The sequence below is a fragment of the Haemophilus haemolyticus M19501 genome (assembly GCF_000222025.1).
In the GTDB taxonomy this organism is placed as follows: domain Bacteria; phylum Pseudomonadota; class Gammaproteobacteria; order Enterobacterales; family Pasteurellaceae; genus Haemophilus; species Haemophilus haemolyticus_G.
Genome location: NZ_AFQO01000005.1, coordinates 76892 through 96512, shown reverse-complemented (window position 1 = coordinate 96512; position 19621 = coordinate 76892). Strand labels below are relative to the sequence as shown.

Annotated in this window: 17 protein-coding genes; 8 read left to right on the top strand and 9 right to left on the bottom strand. The window is 38.2% G+C overall.

Features of this window, described 5'->3' with window-relative positions; genetic code table 11:
• Window positions 1-29: 29 nt before the first annotated feature.
• The gene (locus GG9_RS0108560) at window positions 30-1103 is read right to left on the bottom strand and encodes a hypothetical protein (protein WP_141561826.1); all 1074 of its coding nucleotides are present in this window, start codon (window positions 1101-1103) and stop codon (window positions 30-32) included.
• A 255-nt stretch (window positions 1104-1358) separates the two neighbouring features.
• Window positions 1359-1817, bottom strand: a complete 459-nt coding sequence (mgsA, locus tag GG9_RS06125; RefSeq protein WP_005630761.1) for a methylglyoxal synthase — start codon at window positions 1815-1817, stop codon at window positions 1359-1361.
• A 302-nt stretch (window positions 1818-2119) separates the two neighbouring features.
• On the opposite strand from mgsA, the gene aceE reads away from it, so the two are divergent.
• From aceE to hda, 8 genes are all read left to right on the top strand, one after another.
• Window positions 2120-4780: a pyruvate dehydrogenase (acetyl-transferring), homodimeric type gene (gene aceE / locus GG9_RS06130; protein ID WP_005630760.1), complete on the top strand. Its 2661-nt coding sequence runs from the start codon at window positions 2120-2122 to the stop codon at window positions 4778-4780.
• Between the two features lie 62 nt (window positions 4781-4842).
• Window positions 4843-6732 carry a pyruvate dehydrogenase complex dihydrolipoyllysine-residue acetyltransferase gene (aceF, locus tag GG9_RS06135; protein WP_005630759.1) on the top strand — a complete coding sequence of 630 codons (1890 nt, stop codon included), beginning with the start codon at window positions 4843-4845 and terminating at the stop codon, window positions 6730-6732.
• 100 nt (window positions 6733-6832) lie between these two features.
• Entirely contained in the window at window positions 6833-8257 is a 1425-nt protein-coding gene (gene lpdA / locus GG9_RS06140) for a dihydrolipoyl dehydrogenase (protein WP_005630758.1), read from the top strand.
• 157 nt (window positions 8258-8414) lie between these two features.
• A complete protein-coding gene (gene apt / locus GG9_RS06145; RefSeq protein WP_005630756.1) occupies window positions 8415-8957 on the top strand; it encodes an adenine phosphoribosyltransferase in 543 nt (180 codons plus the stop codon).
• 11 nt (window positions 8958-8968) lie between these two features.
• On the top strand, window positions 8969-11035 hold the full coding sequence (gene dnaX, locus GG9_RS06150; protein ID WP_005630754.1) for a DNA polymerase III subunit gamma/tau: 2067 nt from the start codon (window positions 8969-8971) through the stop codon (window positions 11033-11035).
• 139 nt (window positions 11036-11174) lie between these two features.
• Window positions 11175-11801, top strand: coding sequence for a uracil phosphoribosyltransferase (gene upp, locus GG9_RS06155; protein WP_005630752.1), 627 nt, complete (start codon window positions 11175-11177; stop codon window positions 11799-11801).
• A gap of 104 nt (window positions 11802-11905) precedes the next feature.
• The gene (locus GG9_RS06160) at window positions 11906-13150 is read left to right on the top strand and encodes a nucleobase:cation symporter-2 family protein (RefSeq protein ID WP_005630751.1); all 1245 of its coding nucleotides are present in this window, start codon (window positions 11906-11908) and stop codon (window positions 13148-13150) included.
• Between the two features lie 70 nt (window positions 13151-13220).
• Entirely contained in the window at window positions 13221-13916 is a 696-nt protein-coding gene (gene hda, locus GG9_RS06165; RefSeq protein WP_005630749.1) for a DnaA regulatory inactivator Hda, read from the top strand.
• A 28-nt stretch (window positions 13917-13944) separates the two neighbouring features.
• Here hda and yciH read toward each other — a convergent pair whose 3' ends face one another.
• The 7 genes from yciH to cmk form a co-directional block, all read right to left on the bottom strand.
• Window positions 13945-14265 (bottom strand): stress response translation initiation inhibitor YciH, encoded by a 321-nt coding sequence (gene yciH / locus GG9_RS06170; RefSeq protein ID WP_032825048.1) that lies wholly within the window; start codon window positions 14263-14265, stop codon window positions 13945-13947.
• A gap of 5 nt (window positions 14266-14270) precedes the next feature.
• Window positions 14271-14963: an orotidine-5'-phosphate decarboxylase gene (gene pyrF, locus GG9_RS06175; RefSeq protein ID WP_005630745.1), complete on the bottom strand. Its 693-nt coding sequence runs from the start codon at window positions 14961-14963 to the stop codon at window positions 14271-14273.
• Between the two features lie 23 nt (window positions 14964-14986).
• Entirely contained in the window at window positions 14987-16177 is a 1191-nt protein-coding gene (lapB, locus tag GG9_RS06180; protein WP_005630742.1) for a lipopolysaccharide assembly protein LapB, read from the bottom strand.
• Window positions 16177-16470 (bottom strand): LapA family protein, encoded by a 294-nt coding sequence (locus GG9_RS06185; RefSeq protein ID WP_005628856.1) that lies wholly within the window; start codon window positions 16468-16470, stop codon window positions 16177-16179. The genes lapB and GG9_RS06185 overlap by 1 nt, the downstream gene beginning before the upstream one ends.
• A gap of 76 nt (window positions 16471-16546) precedes the next feature.
• Entirely contained in the window at window positions 16547-16846 is a 300-nt protein-coding gene (locus tag GG9_RS06190; protein ID WP_474509137.1) for an integration host factor subunit beta, read from the bottom strand.
• 103 nt (window positions 16847-16949) lie between these two features.
• On the bottom strand, window positions 16950-18599 hold the full coding sequence (gene rpsA, locus GG9_RS06195) for a 30S ribosomal protein S1 (protein WP_005630739.1): 1650 nt from the start codon (window positions 18597-18599) through the stop codon (window positions 16950-16952).
• Between the two features lie 96 nt (window positions 18600-18695).
• Window positions 18696-19373 carry a (d)CMP kinase gene (cmk, locus tag GG9_RS06200; RefSeq protein WP_005630737.1) on the bottom strand — a complete coding sequence of 226 codons (678 nt, stop codon included), beginning with the start codon at window positions 19371-19373 and terminating at the stop codon, window positions 18696-18698.
• Window positions 19374-19621: the final 248 nt, after the last annotated feature.

The window sequence follows — 19621 nt, the reverse complement described above, 5'->3', positions numbered from 1 at the left end:
AGTCCGCCTACAATGCGATAGCTAAATTATTATGGTTGTAGTTGTCCGCCAAATACTGCTTCATAACTATTGATTTCTTTGCCATCAATACTACCTAAACTACCGTTTGCTAAACGAGGGTTGCTATAAATAGTGGCTTTACCTGCCATATCAGAAAAACCGTTCTTACCATAAAATTCTAATTCAAACCTTCCATCAGTATCAGTGTTATAGACTGCATCGCCAGTAATCTTATAATGTGTGTAATATACAAAGTCCCTTGGTTTATCAGTCTTAAGTTGAATTGTACGCCCTAATAGCTTACTACTCATTTCACCAGAGAAATCAAGTTTTTTCGATTGCCCCGCTAAGAATTCACTAGAATCTATAGTTAGCTTTACTACACCATCATTTTTATTATAAGCAATTACCTCACCCTGAATATCTTTTACCATTGCCTTAACATTTCCTTCATATGCAAACTTACCATTGCCAATCCCCCCCAAACCAGGTCCATCAGATTGAGGTAAATATGCTCCCCCAAAATATAGTACATATTTTACATGCTCTTTGGATTCTCTTGCACGATTCCTTGGATCGGGATCAACCTCAGTCGTTGCCATTCCATAGCTAGCATATGGCAAATTGACTACATCATATGTCACTTCTGTATTGTTTATTGTTTTTTTCCCTTCATGAGAACCTAATTTATTCCCTGAAATTTCGTTTAAATCTAAAGTACCAGCCACTAAAGAATCAGACCCGACAATATTAATTCCAAAACGTTCATTAGAGCCTGATGGATTATTATCTGAAGCTGTATTATTTAAATCTAATGTACGCCACTTCGTTCCATTTGACGTTTTAGATGCTTCCTCATAATTATAGTCTTTAGGTGTTGCAACCGTAATAGCTGGCGCATCTGATGAATTTTGCGGTTGAACGGGTGTTGGTTTTGCTGGCGAATTATCAGAATTAGAAAGACAAGCAGTCGCACCCAATGAAACTAAAATCGCAAGTGCGGTTGTTTTAAAAGTTGGTTTCATAATTTTTCCCTTTGGAATAAATAAAAATAGAGGAATGTTTTTATTGAAAAGGAGAGGTTTTATAAATAAAAAATCCATTTACAAAAACACCAATAAAAACTTTCCGATTGTAAAAAAAAAAAAAATGCAAGCGCAAACGATTAAATATAAAGAAATTTTTTATTTATTTTTGCTAATTGGAGGGCGTTATAAAATGGGGAAAAATAAGGGTGATGGGAATCGGTAGTATCGTAGGGTGGGCTTCAGCCCACCTTTTTTATTCATTTTTGATGGTTAACTGGTGGGCTAAAGCCCACCCTACAACTATAAAGTGCGGTAAATTTTCGTTACAGTTTAAGCTAAACGCTCTTCTAAATACCCTTCATAATCTGGCACTTCAATTTCCACATCTTGTTCAAATAAAACTGAAGTTAAAAGAAAATCTGCAGAGCTTTGATTAATCGCAACGGGGATATTCCACACTGTTGCAATACGCATGAGGGCTTTCACATCTGGATCATGTGGTGCTGCATTCATTGGATCCCAAAAGAAGATCATCATGTCGATTTTCTTTTCTGCGATTAATCCACCAAGTTGTTGGTCACCGCCCATCGGACCACTTAATAAAGATTGAATACTTAAACCTGTTTCTCGTTCTAAAATATGCCCAGTTGTACCAGTCGCATAAAGTATATGAGGCTTAAGAGTCTCTTTGTGTTTTTGAGTCCAATTCAGTAAATTTTTTTTGCAGCTATCATGAGCCACAAGCGCAATACGTTTGTGTTGGGTGAGCGTTCGTGTGGTTGTATGCATTATTGATTCCTTTTGAAATAAGTTTGAAAAACTTTAAAACAAAGCCCTGCAGAATGCAATGTTTTACTGATGATTTCAGTGAGCATAAAAAACACACGAAAAAATTACCGCACTTTCAAAAGATTACCGATTAACAAGCCCCTCAACAGGGAGATTTAATGAAAATTTACTATCTTTATCTCAAAAAATCTTCTAAAATTTACAAGATTTGTTAAATGTTTGTAAAAAGGCAAGCATTTCTGATATTCGTGTTTAGTGCTGACTAAACTAATGTTCACTTAATTAACAGATAAGGAAAACCTATGTCTGAGATTTTAAAAAATGACGTTGATCCAATCGAAACTCAAGATTGGTTACAATCATTAGATTCTTTGATTCGTGAAGAAGGCGTAGAACGTGCACAATATATTATTGAGCAAGTTATCGGCCAAGCACGCACCAATGGTGTTTCATTACCTACAGGTGTAACGACCGATTATGTCAATACTATCCCTGCTTCTGAACAACCTGCTTACCCAGGTGATCATGCCATTGAACGTCGTATTCGTTCAGCAGTACGTTGGAATGCGATCGCAATGGTTTTACGCAGTCAGAAGAAAGATCTTGACTTAGGTGGTCACATTTCAACTTTCCAATCTGCAGCAACCATGTATGAAGTTTGCTATAACCACTTCTTCAAAGCAGCAACCGAGAAAAACGGTGGCGACTTAATTTTCTTCCAAGGCCATGCTGCTCCAGGTATGTATGCGCGTGCATTCTTAGAAGGTCGTTTAACTGAAGAACAAATGGATAACTTCCGTCAAGAAGCCTTTACCGATGGTTTATCTTCATATCCACACCCTAAATTAATGCCTGAATTCTGGCAATTCTCTACGGTTTCTATGGGTTTAGGCCCTGTGAATGCCATCTACCAAGCGCGTTTCTTAAAATATCTCGATAACCGTGGCTTAAAAGATACCAAAGATCAAAAAGTCTATGCATTCTTAGGCGATGGTGAAATGGATGAAATTGAGTCTAAAGGTGCATTAACTTTTGCGGCTCGTGAAAAATTAGATAACTTAATCTTTACTATCAGCTGTAACTTACAACGTTTAGACGGTCCGGTGAATGGTAACGGTAAGATCGTTCAAGAATTAGAAGGATTATTTACTGGTGCGGGCTGGGAAGTGATTAAAGTTTTATGGGGAAGTGATTGGGATAAATTATTCGCGAAAGATACTTCAGGTAAATTAACTCAGTTAATGATGGAAGTAGTTGACGGTGATTATTTAACCTTTAAATCTAAAGATGGTGCTTATGTTCGTGAACATTTCTTCGGTCGTTATCCAGAAACTGCTGCATTAGTTGCAGATATGACTGATGATGAAATTTGGGCATTACGCCGTGGTGCACACGATAGCGAAAAATTATATGCAGCCTATGCAAAAGCACAAAATGCAACGAAACCAGTTGTGATTTTAGCGCATCAAGTTAAAGGTTATAAAATTCCCGAAGCAGAAAGTAAAAACACCGCTCACCAATCTAAAAAAATGTCTTACGAAAGCCTTAAAGGTTTCCGTGACTTCTTTGAATTATCATTAACAGATGAGCAAGTAGAAAAATTAGAATACATTAAATTTGCTGAAGGCACGCCTGAGTATGAATACTTACATGGCCACCGTAAAGCATTAAACGGCTATGTTCCTGCTCGTCGTACTAAATTTGATGTTGAATATAAAGTTCCTGCATTAGAAGAGTTTAAAGCATTATTAGAAGAACAACCTCGTGGTATTTCAACCACAATGGCGTTTACTCGTGCATTAAACATCTTATTAAAAGATAAAAACATTGGTAAAACAATTGTGCCAATGATCGCGGACGAAGCACGTACTTTCGGTATGGAAGGTTTGTTCCGTCAAGTGGGTATTTATAACCCACATGGTCAAAACTATGTTCCTTCAGACCGTGATTTAGTGGCTTACTATCGTGAAGCAAAAGATGGTCAAGTATTACAAGAAGGTATCAATGAATTAGGTGCAACCGCATCTTGGTTAGCAGCAGCGAACTCCTACTCTGTCAATAACCAACCGATGATTCCATTCTTCATCTATTACTCAATGTTTGGTTTCCAACGTGTGGGCGATATGATGTGGGCTGCTGGTGACCAATTAGCTCGTGGTTTCATGGTGGGTGGTACTTCAGGTCGTACAACCTTAAACGGCGAAGGCTTACAACACGAAGATGGCCATAGCCATATTCAAGCAGGTATCATTCCTAACTGTATCACTTATGATCCATCGTTTGCATTTGAAGTTGCTGTAATTATGCAAGACGGTATCAACCGCATGTACGGCGAAAAACAAGAAGATGTATTCTATTACATGACAACATTAAATGAAGTCATGGATCAACCTGCTATGCCTACTGGTGCGGAAGAAGGTATCCGAAAAGGTTTATACAAATTTGAAACAGTGGAAGGTAAAAAAGGCAAAGGTCACGTTCAATTGTTAGGTTCTGGTGCCATCATGCGTCATGTTCGTGAAGCGGCGCAAATTCTTGCAAATGACTACGGTGTGACTTCAGATGTATTTTCTGCGCCTTCATTCAATGAATTAGCACGCGAAGGTCATGATGCAGCACGTTGGAACTTATTACACCCAACAGAGACACAACGCGTACCATACGTTACTCAAGTATTAGCTGATTTACCAACCGTTGCTTCAACTGACTATGTTAAAGCATACGCAGATCAAATCCGTGCATTCGTACCAAGCCGTCATTATCATGTGTTAGGTACAGATGGTTTCGGTCGTTCAGACAGCCGTGCAAACTTACGTGAACACTTCGAAGTTGATGCACGTTATGTTGTGGTTGCTGCACTTTCTCAATTAGCGAAAGAAGGTACAGTATCTAACCAAGTGGTTGCAGATGCGATTGCGAAATTCGGTTTGAATGTAGATCGTATCAATCCGCTTTACGCGTAATTGATGAAAACTGCGGTCAAAAAACAGCGTGTTTTATGACCGCACTTTAAAAGGAACAAAAAATGTCAAAACAAATTCAAATTCCTGATATTGGTAGTGATGAAGTTACCGTAACAGAAGTCATGGTAAACGTAGGCGATACCATTTCTGTTGATCAATCTATCATTAACGTTGAAGGCGATAAAGCTTCAATGGAAGTGCCTGCACCAGAAGCGGGTGTTGTAAAAGAAGTTTTAGTCAAAGTGGGTGATAAAGTCACAACAGGCACCCCAATGCTCGTTTTAGAAGCTGCAGGCGCTGCGTCAGCTGCTGAAACACCGGCAGCACCAGTAGCTGCTACTGCGCCAACTGCGTCAGCTGTTGTTGAAGTAAACGTACCAGACATCGGTTCTGATGAAGTAAACGTTACTGAAATTATGGTTAAAGTGGGTGATAGTGTTGAAGTTGATCAATCAATCATCAATGTTGAAGGCGATAAAGCTTCAATGGAAGTTCCAGCACCAATCGCAGGTGTGGTAAAAGAAATTTTAATTAATGTCGGTGATAAAGTTTCAACTGGCAAACTTATCATGAAATTTGAAACTGCATCAACAGCTCCAGTTGCTGCATCAGCACCAGCTCAAACAGCGGCGCCTGTAGCTGCTACAACATCTGCAATTAAAGATGTGAATGTGCCAGATATTGGTGGCGATGAAGTCAATGTAACCGAAATTATGGTTGCCGTTGGTGATACTGTTTCAGAAGATCAATCATTAATTACCGTTGAAGGTGATAAAGCGTCAATGGAAGTTCCAGCTCCATTTGGCGGCGTAGTAAAAGAAATTCTAGTGAAATCAGGCGATAAAGTATCGACTGGTTCACTAATTATGCGCTTTGAAGTGGCGGGTGCAGCGCCAGCTGTGGCAACATCTGCTCCAGCACCACAAGTTGCATCACCTGCGCCAGCTGCACAACCTGCTCAATCTGGCAATGTATCTGGCTTAAGCCAAGAACAAGTAGTGGCAAGTGCTGGCTATGCGCACGCTACCCCAGTTATTCGTCGTTTAGCACGTGAATTTGGCGTAAACTTAGATAAAGTAAAAGGTACAGGTCGTAAAGGTCGTATTGTTAAAGAAGATATCGAAGCTTATGTGAAGACCGCCGTTAAAGCTTATGAAAGCGGTGCAACAGCACAAGCTGCTGGCAATGGTGTAGCAAATGGTGCTGGCTTAGGCTTATTACCATGGCCAAAAGTTGATTTCAGTAAATTTGGCGAAATTGAAGAAGTTGAATTAAGTCGTATCAACAAAATTTCAGGTGCTAACTTACATCGTAACTGGGTCATGATTCCACATGTTACTCACTTCGATAAAGCAGATATCACGGATTTAGAAGCATTCCGTAAAGAACAAAATGCGTTAGCAGAAAAACAAAAACTCGGCGTAAAAATCACGCCAGTTGTGTTCATTATGAAAGCGGTGGCAAAAGCATTAGAAGCGTATCCACGTTTCAACAGCTCAATTACCGAAGATGCACAACGCTTAATCCTGAAAAAATATATTAACATCGGTGTCGCAGTAGATACGCCAAATGGCTTAGTAGTGCCTGTATTCAAAAATGTGAACAAGAAAGGCATTATCGAACTTTCGCGTGAATTAATGGAAGTATCGAAAAAAGCACGTGAAGGCAAATTGACTGCATCTGATATGCAAGGTGGCTGTTTCACCATTTCAAGTCTTGGTGGTATTGGTACCACTCACTTCGCGCCAATCGTAAACGCGCCAGAAGTGGCGATTTTAGGTGTGTCTAAATCTTCAATGGAACCGGTATGGAATGGTAAAGAATTTGCGCCACGCTTAATTCTTCCAATGTCATTATCATTCGACCACCGTGTAATCGATGGTGCAGATGGTGCACGATTCATCAGCTATATCGGTGCTGTATTAGCAGATTTACGCCGTTTGATTATGTAATAATGCCCCTTTCTTCTAATTAGAAGAAAGGGCGTTTTAGCAAATCCATTATGATCGCAAAAAGTGCGGTCAATTATTTAAACGTTTTTACGAGGTAAAAATGAGTAAAGAAATCAAAACCCAAGTAGTGGTACTTGGTGCAGGTCCGGCAGGTTACTCTGCAGCATTCCGTTGCGCAGACTTAGGCTTAGAAACCGTGCTTGTTGAACGTTATTCTACCCTTGGTGGTGTGTGCTTAAACGTAGGTTGTATTCCCTCTAAAGCACTTTTACACGTTGCTAAAGTGATTGAAGAAGCGAAACACGCGACAAAAAATGGTATTTATTTCGGTGAACCACGCATTGATTTAGATGAAGTTCGTGCCGGTAAAGAAGCGGTTGTGGCAAAATTAACCAGCGGTTTAGCTGGGATGGCTAAAGCGCGTAAAGTCACTGTTGTTGAAGGTTTAGCAGCATTTACGGATCCTCACACTTTAGTGGCTCGCGATCGTGATGGTCACCCAACTACCATTAAATTCGATAATGCGATTATTGCAGCAGGATCTCGCCCAATTGAATTACCATTTATTCCACATGAAGATCCACGTATTTGGAACTCAACGGATGCGCTTAAATTAAAAGAAGTACCTAAAAAACTTCTCATTATGGGCGGTGGTATCATCGGTTTAGAAATGGGTACAGTTTACCACGCATTAGGTTCAGAAATTGAAGTGGTAGAAATGTTCGACCAAGTTATCCCAGCAGCGGATAAAGATGTTGTTGCAATTTATACCAAACAAATCGAGAAAAAATTCAAGTTAATGCTTGAAACCAAAGTAACCGCTGTTGAAGCAAAAGATGATGGTATCTACGTTTCAATGGAAGGCAAAGCATGCAATGACACCAAACGTTATGATGCAGTGCTTGTCGCTATCGGTCGTGTACCAAATGGCAAATTGATTGATGCAGGTAAAGCAGGCGTTGAAGTGGATGATCGTGGTTTCATTCATGTTGATAAACAAATGCGCACCAATGTGCCACATATCTTTGCAATCGGCGATATTGTTGGTCAACCAATGTTAGCGCACAAAGGTGTTCACGAAGGCCACGTTGCTGCAGAAGTCATTGCGGGGCAAAAACACTACTTCGATCCTAAAGTGATTCCATCCATTGCTTATACTGAACCAGAAGTAGCTTGGGTAGGTAAAACCGAGAAAGAATGTAAACAAGAAGGCTTAAACTACGAAGTCGCTAAATTCCCTTGGGCAGCCTCAGGTCGTGCGATTGCATCTGAATGTTCAGAAGGTATGACGAAGTTAATCTTTGATAAAGATACTCATCGTGTACTTGGCGGTGCAATCGTAGGTTCTAATGGGGGTGAATTATTAGGTGAAATCGGCCTTGCAATCGAAATGGGTTGTGATGCTGAAGATATCGCATTAACTATCCACGCTCACCCAACTTTACACGAATCTGTTGGTTTAGCTGCGGAAGTATTTGAAGGCTCAATCACTGACCTTCCAAATGCAAAAGCGAAGAAAAAATAATTTCTATTTAAGAAGTTTTAATTCATCTTAAATTGTAAATTCAAACCTAAATAAAATCCCCACTCGGGGATTTTTATTTTCCTACCTTTTTATTTTTTTATGATAAGATACCGTCCTAAAAACGTTTCTTTTTTTACCGCACTTTTGAGCATTATTTATGACTACACAACTTGATTTAATTAAATCTTCTATCAAATCAATTCCTAACTATCCAAAAGAAGGCATTATCTTCCGCGATATTACTACCCTTTTAGAAGTTCCAGCAGCTTTTAAAGCAACAATAGATCTTATTGTGGAACAATATCGCAACAAAGGAATTACCAAAGTGCTTGGAACTGAATCTCGTGGTTTTATTTTTGGCGCGCCCGTTGCCTTAGCACTAGGTTTACCTTTCGAATTAGTACGTAAACCTAAAAAATTACCACGTGAAACCATTTCTCAATCTTATCAACTAGAATATGGTCAAGATACTTTGGAAATGCACGTTGATGCAATTTCAGAAGGTGACAATGTTTTAATCATTGATGATTTATTAGCGACAGGTGGCACCGTTGAAGCGACGGTAAAATTAGTGCAACGTTTAGGTGGCGCGGTAAAACACGCTGCATTTGTGATTAATTTACCTGAATTAGGTGGCGAAAAACGCTTAAATAATTTGGGCGTTGATTGCTATACACTCGTCAATTTTGAAGGTCATTAATTAAGGATTCGATGAACTATCAAGTCTTAGCCAGAAAGTGGCGACCAAAAACATTTGCTGATGTCGTTGGGCAAGAACACATTATCACGGCATTAGCAAATGGATTAAAAGATAATCGACTACATCACGCTTACCTCTTTTTAGGCACGCGTGGGGTAGGAAAAACCTCTATCGCCAGATTATTTGCAAAAGGATTAAATTGTGTACATGGTGTAACCGCAACGCCCTGCGGTGAATGTGAAAATTGTAAAGCCATTGAGCAAGGCAATTTCATTGATTTAATTGAAATTGATGCGGCATCACGCACAAAAGTTGAAGATACGCGCGAATTATTGGATAACGTGCAATATAAACCTGTTGTGGGCAGATTTAAGGTTTACTTAATCGATGAAGTCCACATGCTATCCCGTCATTCATTTAATGCGTTGCTCAAGACTTTGGAAGAACCACCAGAATATGTAAAATTCTTACTCGCGACAACGGATCCACAAAAATTACCTGTAACTATTCTTTCTCGCTGTTTACAATTTCATCTCAAAGCATTAGATGAAACCCAAATTTCCCAGCATCTTGCCCATATTCTGACGCAAGAAAATATTCCTTTTGAAGAACCTGCATTAGTTAAACTTGCAAAAGCGGCGCAAGGAAGTATTCGTGATAGCTTAAGTTTAACGGATCAAGCCATTGCAATGGGAGACCGACAAGTTACGAATACTGTTGTAAGCAATATGTTAGGATTGCTTGATGATAACTATTCTGTTGATATTTTATATGCCTTACATCAAGGCAATGGTGAACTCTTAATGCGAACACTGCAAAGAGTTGCAGATGCAGCAGGCGATTGGGACAAATTACTTGGCGAATGTGCAGAAAAATTACATCAAATTGCACTCATGCAACTTCTTCCACAAAAATCTTCAGATGACAATGAACATTTTTCATTTTTAGCCAAACATATCTCTCCAGAAGATGTTCAGTTTTTTTATCAAGTCATTGTTTCTGGTAGAAAGGACTTATCAAATGCGCCAAACCGTCGTATTGGTACAGAAATGACATTATTGAGGGCATTGGCATTCCACCCAAAGTTCCTTACGGCAGTACCAAAGACTAACACTACAATTACTCCACCGCTATCAACGCCAAGTGCGGTTGAAAATACAGGTAATTATGTAGATGTGCCGGTACTGTCGCAAAGTATAAAATCTGCTTATTCTCAAGCAAAACCAAATAAAACGAGCATTCAAAATTTGGCAAGCCTTTCGGCTTTAGATGCGCTGGAACATTTAACACAACTCGAAAACCAAGAACGTCAAGTTCAAAAAGCTGAATCTGTAGCTGTTGTAAATGAAACTTTGCACCATATCCAAGAACTGGATGAAGAAAAATCTCATAAAAAAATGACCGCACTTCCCGTGCGAGAAATGACTGAGCCGAAGCCCAAACACATAGAAAAGCCTACATCACCATCAAATACTGCACTGGTTCCACAAGAAAATAGCACTGAAGAAAATTCAAGTGATGATAATGTAGAAATTGCTCAAGATGAGCAAGAAATCTTGAGTGCTGACACCTATCGTTGGGAATGGAGTAATCCAGAACTTGCTAAAGCCGATACAAGTGTTCGTCCTTCTGATATAAAACAGGCTATTTTGAAAGATATTACGCCTGAATTACGTTTAAAAATCATTACCCAAACTCAACAACAAGATGAGTGGGCAGATATAGTTGAACATTCTGGTGTAACAGGATTTAGTAAAGAATTAGCGTTAAATTGTTTCTTACAAAGCAAAACCGATGATGAAATCAATCTTGGACTACATTCAGAAAAATCCCATTTACGCCAAGACAGAAGCATAAAAAATTTGGTTGAAGCTTTGAGTAAATTGCAAGGTAAAGATATTCAATTAACAATTAATATTGATGATAGCAATGTCACGACGCCAATTGAATATCGCCGTAATATTTATCAAGCATTGCGAGAAAAGGCTCAAAATGAGTTGCAAAAAGATAGTAAATTACAAATTCTGCTCAATGAGTTTGATGCAAAATTAGATATAGAGAGTATTCGACCAGTTTAAAAATATTGTGTTTTCTCCTCACAATTTCCCTGTCAAAATTATAAAAACATCAGAATATTTTTATTAACCTCTACCATTTTGTATGTTTTTAATCTAAAATTCGTCAATTTGTTTTTTAAGAGCCAAAAGGAGAGTGAAAATGAAACTGGTTGAAGTAAAACACCCACTTGTAAAACACAAACTAGGTGTGATGCGTGAAGCTGAAATTGATACGAAAAAATTCCGTGAACTGGCAACAGAAATCGGTAGCTTATTAACCTATGAAGCAACCTCTGATTTAGAAACTGAAAAAGTAACGATCAATGGTTGGAATGGCCCTGTAGAAATTGATCGAATTAAAGGTAAAAAAGTAACGGTTGTGCCAATTTTACGTGCAGGTTTAGGAATGATGGATGGTGTACTTGAACATGTACCAAGCGCACGTATCAGTGTAGTGGGTATCTACCGTAATGAAGAAACCCTTGAGCCAGTCCCTTATTTCCAAAAATTAGCCAGCGATTTAGAAGAACGTCTTGCAATTGTGGTGGATCCAATGCTTGCAACAGGCGGTTCTATGATTGCAACCCTCGATCTTTTAAAAGCAAAAGGTTGTAAACATATCAAAGTATTAGTGTTAGTGGCTGCACCAGAAGGTATTAAAGCACTTGAAACTGCGCACCCTGACATTGAACTCTACTGCGCTTCTATTGATAGCCATTTAAATGAACAAGGTTACATTATTCCGGGTCTTGGTGACGCGGGCGATAAAATTTTTGGGACAAAATAATCCCCAAAAACAAGACGGCATTTAAGCCGTCTTTTTTCCGTGCGTGAAACACAAGAAAAACTGACCGCACTTTTAAGTTAATTCAAACAGAGAGTTGAAACTAAATGACAAACCAAATCCCTCCTTCCCTAGCGGAAAATCAAAGCAAATTAAAACAATCTTTCGTTGGCCTACAAATGCTCTTCGTCGCATTTGGTGCGCTTGTTCTTGTACCATTAATTACAGGTCTTGATTCCAATACAGCATTATTAACCGCCGGCGTTGGCACTCTACTCTTCCAACTTTGCACTGGAAAACAAGTGCCTATTTTCTTAGCCTCATCTTTTGCCTTTATAGCACCCATTCAATATGGTGTTCAAACTTGGGGCATTGCAACTACGATGGGCGGCTTAGCATTCACTGGGCTTGTTTATTTCGCCTTGAGTACGTTAGTAAAATTACGGGGAACAGAAGCACTACAACGTTTTTTTCCGCCTGTAGTTGTTGGACCTGTAATTATTATCATTGGTATGGGACTTGCACCTGTGGCAGTTGATATGTCCTTAGGCAAAAACAGTGTTTATGCGTATAACGATGCGGTATTAGTTTCAATGGTAACACTTCTCACTACTTTATCTGTGGCAGTATTTGCCAAAGGATTGATGAAACTCATCCCAATAATGTTTGGTATTACTGCGGGCTATATTTTATGTTTATTCCTAGGTTTAATTAATTTCCAACCAGTGATTGATGCGCCTTGGTTCAGTTTGCCCAAATTAACGACACCTGAATTTAACCTAGAAGCCATTCTTTATATGTTACCAATTGCTATTGCCCCTGCCGTAGAACACGTTGGTGGTATTATGGCGATTAGCTCTGTGACAGGTAAAGATTTTCTAAAAAAACCGGGATTACACCGCACTTTATTAGGCGATGGCGTCGCTACTGCTGCAGCTTCTTTAGTGGGCGGCCCACCTAATACGACTTATGCGGAAGTTACTGGTGCTGTGATGCTAACACGCAACTTTAACCCAAATATTATGACTTGGGCTGCGGTTTGGGCTATTGCGATTTCATTCTGTGGAAAAGTAGGCGCATTCCTATCAACCATTCCAACGATTGTAATGGGTGGAATTATGATGCTTGTTTTCGGTTCAATCGCGGTCGTGGGCATGAGCACCTTAATTCGTGGCAAAGTTGATGTTACCGAAGCACGTAATCTGTGTATTATTTCTGTCGTCATGACATTTGGTATCGGCAATATGTTTGTAGATGTGGGTAACGTATCACTAAAAGGTATCAGCTTGTGTGCGATTGTTGCTATCATCTTAAACCTTGTTTTACCGAAAGCAAAAAATGAAGTAGAATAAGATTCCTTTTAAAAGGGTTAAATACCAATTTAGCCCTTTTTCTTACTTATAATCTGTAATACATAAATATTTGAATAAGCAGCTTCCCTTACCCATTCATCAAATTGATGATGCCACATTAGAAAACTTTTACGGCGATAATAATCTTTTATTGCTCGATTCTTTACGCAAAAATTCATCTGATTTAAAACAACAGTTTTTCTATATTTGGGGAAATAAAGGTTCTGGAAAAACTCACCTGCTTAGAGCATTCAGTAACGAATATTTAATCAATCAACGTACTGCTATTTATGTCCCCCTTAGCAAATCTCAATATTTTTCTACCGCAGTTCTGGAAAATTTAGAACAGCAAGAATTGGTATGCTTAGATGATTTACAAAGCGTCATAGGAAATGATGAATGGGAACTAGCTATTTTTGATCTGTTTAATCGAATTAAAGCAAGCGGAAAAACGCTGTTACTAATTAGTGCAGATAAATCTCCTTCTGCACTTTCTGTAAAATTGCCTGATTTGAACTCTCGCTTAACTTGGGGCGAAATTTATCAATTAAATTCATTAACAGATGAACAAAAAGTCGAAGTGCTACAGCATACAGCTTACCAACGAGGATTCCAATTATCTGACGAAACTGCAAATTTTTTACTTACACGACTAGCACGAGATATGCATACTTTATTTGAAGCACTTGATCTACTAGATAAAGCCTCGTTACAAGCACAACGAAATCTTACGATCCCTTTCGTTAAAGAAATTTTAAATCTTTAACAAAAAAGGCGCTAATGCGCCTTTTTAATCATCCACCTGATAATTTAACGGTAAACCCTTTTTGCTCTAACAATTGCTTGAGCAAATCACGCTTTTCACCTTGAATCTCAATTATTCCATTTTTAACTGAGCCACCACATCCACAACGTTTTTTTAATTCAGCCGCTAATTTTTTCAATTCCTCATCAGATAAATCTAAACCAGTTATAACCGATACGCCCGCACCTTTCCTACCACTCGTTTGTTTTTGGATACGTACAACACCGTCTCCTTTGGGGCGAACTACAGAAGCCTTTTCCTCTTTAATTCGACCCACATCTGTTGAATACACTAAAACAGAATCTGACATCATAATTACCCAATAGATGCATTAATAGAACGAAGAACCTCTGCTGGATTATCAGCTTTAGTAATAGGACGCCCTATCACTAAATAATCTGAACCAGCACGAATTGCTGCGGTAGGTGTCATTACACGTCTTTGATCGCCAAAATCAGTTCCTATTGGACGAATCCCTGGTGTAACTAATTTAAACTCTTTACCACAAGTATTACGTAAAATTTCAACTTCTTGAGGGGAACAGACTACGCCATCCAAACCTGACCGTTGGGTTAAATGAGCTAAGCGTACAACTTGTTCCATTGGTGATGCATTAATTCCAATTTGTAATAAATCCAAGTCTTCCATACTGGTTAATACCGTCACGGCAATAAGCAATGGCGCATCTTTCCCATAAGGTTCAAGAATTTTCTTGGCTTCTTCCATCATACGCAAGCCACCACTTGCGTGTAAATCCACCATCCATACGCCTAAATCAGCAGCAGAACGAACTGCTCTTGCTACAGTATTTGGAATATCATGATATTTAAGATCTAAGAAAACATCGAAATTACGTTGATGTAATTGTTTTACAAAATTAATACCAAGTGTAGTAAACATTTCTTTACCCACTTTTAATCGACACAAACTCGGATCAATTTGATCAACTAAAGCAAGAGCCTCTGCTTCTTTCTCATAGTCCAATGCCACAATAATTTTGCTTGTCATAATGTTACCTCGCTGAGTATCAATTAATTATGTTCTTGACTTGAAACTGGTTTAATACTTTCCCATTGACGGCAAGATGGGCAATTCCATAATAGCTTATGGATTTGATAACCACAATTTGTACAACGATAAGGCGATGTTTGCTTAATCCTTTCGCCAACCATTTTATGTAATAAAATTAAGCTTTCTTTTCCCCGCCCGTCTTCTGCATCATCAATTTGATACTGCATAAAACGATGGAAAATTAAAGTACTTGGCTTTTTCGTGAGTTGCTGATAAAGCTTAGCCTGAGCAGCAGACTTACCATCTTTTTCTTCAATTAATTTGACCAAAGCTAGCTCTACTTCGTCATTATTAGTAATTTGGCCAGCACGAATTAAGAATAACTCAAAGTTATCTAACTGATTTAATTCTTCATAACAATGTTTTAAAGGTGACAAAATTTCACCCGTATAATCTGGATTTTGCTCTAAAACATTTTCTAATATTTTTGCCGCTTGTTGGTATTGACCTTCAAGCATTTCTAAATTTGCAAGTAATAAAGAAGCACGAACACAAGTAGGAGAAACTAACAAAGCTTTTTGTAAAAAACTGCGTTTTTCAACCGCACTTTCAGGCTCTAAACTTTGTGAATATTCACAATAACATTGCGCAAGTTCAATATTATTCTCTTGTTGTTTTATTTTAGCGAGTTTTTCAGCAATATTAACCGCTTTTTTCCATTCTTTAGTTTTTTGATAAATCACTAAAAGTTGCTGTAAAGCATTTTCTGCAAACTCAGGTTCATCCACTAATAAAATATAAAGATTTTCAGCCCGGTCAAAAAAACCAACCACCATAAAATCTCTAGCAAGCTGTTGCTTTGCGAGTAATTTTTGTTCAAATGTATAATTAGGGCTAAGGTCTAAAGCCTGATGAATACGCAATGCACGATCAACTTCGCCTCTAGAACGGAATAGATTGCCAAGTGTAAGCTCAGCTTCAAATTGGGAGTGGCTTTCGATTTCATTTTCAGTTTCTTGCTTCTGAAGCATGTCCAAAAACAAATCTACAGCTTTATCGGTTTGATTGGAAAGTAAGAAGTTTACCCCCGTAACATAATCTCGGGAGAGTTTATTACTAATATCATCTTGATCTTTCTTTGCACTACGCTGCCCCATGTACCAACCATAGGCTGCAGCAATAGGCAATAGTAGAAAGAGTAATTCTAGCATCAGGCGACCTTATCGCGCACAGTAGTCAACTCGTTGATTTGTAAAGTTTGGCGCTTAACTTGGCGAGCTAATGCCATATTTTTAAGTTTTAACTTAAGATAGAAAAAAGCAGTGATTAACCAGCCAAGAATCAAACCTAATCCAAATAAAATAGCAACAAGAGTTGATAGTTGGAGCTGACTTTCCGCCACAATATAATTAAATGTAATAACTTGATCGTTATTTGCCCCAATGGTAATTGCAACCAACACGATAGCGATAAAAATCACAATACCTAAAATATATTTAATCATAACATTTCCTTAAAATATGTTTTTTTAAATAATGGCAAACGTTGTAGTTTGAAAGGCATATTCGAGCATAATTTTATTAATAAATATCTACACGCTCTTTTAATTCTTTACCAGCTTTAAAGTGCGGTACAGATTTAGCTTCTAATTTAACAGAATCACCCGTTTTTGGATTACGCCCTAAACGAGGATTACGATAATGTAGTGAAAAACTACCAAATCCTCTCAACTCAACACGATCACCATTTTCAAGAGATTGAGAAATAAATTCCAAAATATCTTTTACCATATTTTCGATTTCTTTTACGGGTAAAGTCGGATGTTTCGCTAATAATTTTTCTATAAGTTCTGACTTAGTCATCGTCTTTTCTCCCTTAATATTATTCAAATTAAGATTTATTGCTAATACATTATTTCAATCTATTAGCAATAAGCCCTAAAAATAAGGCTGGACATGAGCCCAGCCTTATTAAGTGAATTAATTATTCACCTTTAGCTGCTTTAAATGCTTCAGCCATTGCGTTTGGAATAGCAACTTCTTCTTGTTTGTTATTCACATTTGCAACTGCAGCAGCTTCTTCAGCTTGGTCTTTTGCTTTCACTGATAAGTGAACGATACGAGATTTACGATCTACACCAGTGTATTTAGCTTCAACTACATCACCTGCAGCAACTTCATTTGTTAAATCAGCTGCGCGGATATAACCTTCAACGCCGCCCGCTAATTCAACTTTAGCACCTTTTGCATCTGCTTCAACTACTGTTGCAGATACTACAGCGCCTTTTTTATTGATCGCTACGAAGTTATTGAATGGATCTTCTTCAAGTTGTTTGATACCTAAAGAGATACGTTCTTTCACTGCATCAACAGCTAATACTACTGCAGAAACTTCGTCACCTTTTTTGTAGTTACGAACAGCTTCTTCACCTGATACATTCCAAGAAATATCAGATAAGTGAACTAAACCATCGATACCACCTTCAAGACCGATGAAGATACCGAAATCAGTGATAGACTTGATTTTACCAGTTACTTTATCGCCTTTATTGTGAGTTTCAGCAAATTGAGTCCATGGGTTAGCTTTACATTGTTTTAAGCCTAAAGAAATACGACGACGTTCTTCATCAATTTCTAATACCATTACTTCAACAGTATCGCCTAAGCTAACAACTTTAGATGGGTGGATATTTTTGTTAGTCCAATCCATTTCAGAAACGTGAACTAAACCTTCAACGCCATCTAAGATCTCAACAAAACAACCATAGTCTGTTAAGTTAGTTACTTTACCAGTTAATTTGCTGTTTACTGGGTGATTTTCAGCAATTGCAGCCCATGGATCTTGACCTAATTGTTTTAAGCCTAAAGATACACGAGTACGATCTTTATCAAATTTTAATACTTTAACAGTAACTTCATCGCCAACATTCACGATTTCGCTTGGATGTTTAACACGTTTCCAAGCCATATCTGTGATATGTAATAAACCATCAACACCACCAAGATCAACGAATGCACCGTACTCAGTTAAGTTTTTAACGATACCTTTAACTTCTGAACCTTCAACAAGATTTTCTAATACTTGTTCACGTTCTTGGCTGTTTTCAGATTCAATCACTGCACGACGAGAAACAACAACGTTGTTACGTTTTTGATCTAATTTGATTACTTTGAATTCTAATTCTTTACCAAGTAAGTGATCTGCTTCACGCGCTGGACGAGTATCAACTAAAGAACCCGGTAAGAATGCACGAACACCGTTTAACTCAACTGTGAAGCCACCTTTCACTTTGCCGTTGATTAAACCGATAACGGTCGCTTTTTCTTCGTAAGCTTTTTCTAATTCAATCCAAGATTCGTGACGAACAGCTTTCTCACGAGAAAGTTTAGTTTCACCGAAACCATCTTCAACTGCATCTAATGCAACATTTACAGTATCGCCAACTTGGATTTCAAGTTCGCCTTGTGCATTTAAGAATTCAGCAACTGGGATTGCAGACTCAGATTTTAAACCTGCATCAACAAGCACAAAGCCTTTTTGGATAGCTACTACAGTACCGCTAACGATTGAACCTTGACGAGTTTCAAGGCCTTTTAATGATTCTTCAAAAAGTTGAGCAAAAGATTCTGACATATAAATAATCTTCTTAATTTAAGTTAATAACATCCACATTAAAATCCATAAAATGCGGGGTTGAGGATAAATGCTTATTCTTCCTTGAACAAACAGTTAAATCGAAACTGACACCTTTTCTTGAATATAAGCTAACGCCTGATCAATAACTTCACCAATACTCAACGTTGTGCTATCCAATAACAAAGCATCATCAGCCGGTTTTAGAGGCGCAACCTCTCGATTTCTATCACGAAAATCACGCTCTTTTATCTCGGCTAAAATCTGCGCAAAGTTACCATTTATTCCTTTATTTTGCAACTGTTTATAGCGTCTTTTTGCACGTTCTTCAGCACTCGCATCTAAAAATAACTTCACTTGAGCATTCGGGAATACCACAGTCCCCATATCACGACCATCCGCAATTAAACCTTCATTTTTCGCAAAGTCTTGTTGAAGTTGTAACAAAGCTGACCGCACTTCAGGGAACACAGCTACTTTAGATGCAGCATCAGCGACTTCTTGAGTGCGAATTAAATGGCTTACATTCATGCCAGCAAGCAAAATATTCACCTCGCCATTTTGAGGAATAAATTGAATATCTAGGTGACGAGCTAATTCAGCTAACGCCGATTCATTTGTTAAATCAGTTTTACGTTGTAATGCAGCTAATGCTGTAACGCGATAAATTGCTCCACTATCCAATAATGCATAACCTAGCTTTTCTGCCAACGCATAACAAAGCGTGCCTTTCCCAGCACCACTAGGGCCATCAACGGTAATAATCGTTCCCATATAACTTATCCTTTGCTTATCAAAAGTTGACGTATTATAAAGACAAACACTCTATTTCGCTATTGCCACCTTTCAAACTTAACTCAAGATCCACTAACAAAGAGTAAAAAATAACAAACGCGCTCCTATAAGCTTTTTTAGTTAAAGAGCTAACCCACTTATCCCCTATCTTTTAAAATTAATTTTTTTCATTTTTTTAGAGTTTTGTATTAATTTTAATAAAAATTTATTGAGTTTTACAAAATACA

What these genes read in the sequence shown, in the direction of transcription:
- GG9_RS0108560 (WP_141561826.1), bottom strand. Translation starts at nt 1,103, where the DNA reads ATGGATTTTTTATTTATAAAACCTCTCCTTTTCAATAAAAACATTCCT.
- mgsA (WP_005630761.1), bottom strand. Translation starts at nt 1,817, where the DNA reads ATGCATACAACCACACGAACGCTCACCCAACACAAACGTATTGCGCTT.
- aceE (WP_005630760.1), top strand. Translation starts at nt 2,120, where the DNA reads ATGTCTGAGATTTTAAAAAATGACGTTGATCCAATCGAAACTCAAGAT.
- aceF (WP_005630759.1), top strand. Translation starts at nt 4,843, where the DNA reads ATGTCAAAACAAATTCAAATTCCTGATATTGGTAGTGATGAAGTTACC.
- lpdA (WP_005630758.1), top strand. Translation starts at nt 6,833, where the DNA reads ATGAGTAAAGAAATCAAAACCCAAGTAGTGGTACTTGGTGCAGGTCCG.
- apt (WP_005630756.1), top strand. Translation starts at nt 8,415, where the DNA reads ATGACTACACAACTTGATTTAATTAAATCTTCTATCAAATCAATTCCT.
- dnaX (WP_005630754.1), top strand. Translation starts at nt 8,969, where the DNA reads ATGAACTATCAAGTCTTAGCCAGAAAGTGGCGACCAAAAACATTTGCT.
- upp (WP_005630752.1), top strand. Translation starts at nt 11,175, where the DNA reads ATGAAACTGGTTGAAGTAAAACACCCACTTGTAAAACACAAACTAGGT.
- GG9_RS06160 (WP_005630751.1), top strand. Translation starts at nt 11,906, where the DNA reads ATGACAAACCAAATCCCTCCTTCCCTAGCGGAAAATCAAAGCAAATTA.
- yciH (WP_032825048.1), bottom strand. Translation starts at nt 14,265, where the DNA reads ATGTCAGATTCTGTTTTAGTGTATTCAACAGATGTGGGTCGAATTAAA.
- pyrF (WP_005630745.1), bottom strand. Translation starts at nt 14,963, where the DNA reads ATGACAAGCAAAATTATTGTGGCATTGGACTATGAGAAAGAAGCAGAG.
- lapB (WP_005630742.1), bottom strand. Translation starts at nt 16,177, where the DNA reads ATGCTAGAATTACTCTTTCTACTATTGCCTATTGCTGCAGCCTATGGT.
- GG9_RS06185 (WP_005628856.1), bottom strand. Translation starts at nt 16,470, where the DNA reads ATGATTAAATATATTTTAGGTATTGTGATTTTTATCGCTATCGTGTTG.
- rpsA (WP_005630739.1), bottom strand. Translation starts at nt 18,599, where the DNA reads ATGTCAGAATCTTTTGCTCAACTTTTTGAAGAATCATTAAAAGGCCTT.
- cmk (WP_005630737.1), bottom strand. Translation starts at nt 19,373, where the DNA reads ATGGGAACGATTATTACCGTTGATGGCCCTAGTGGTGCTGGGAAAGGC.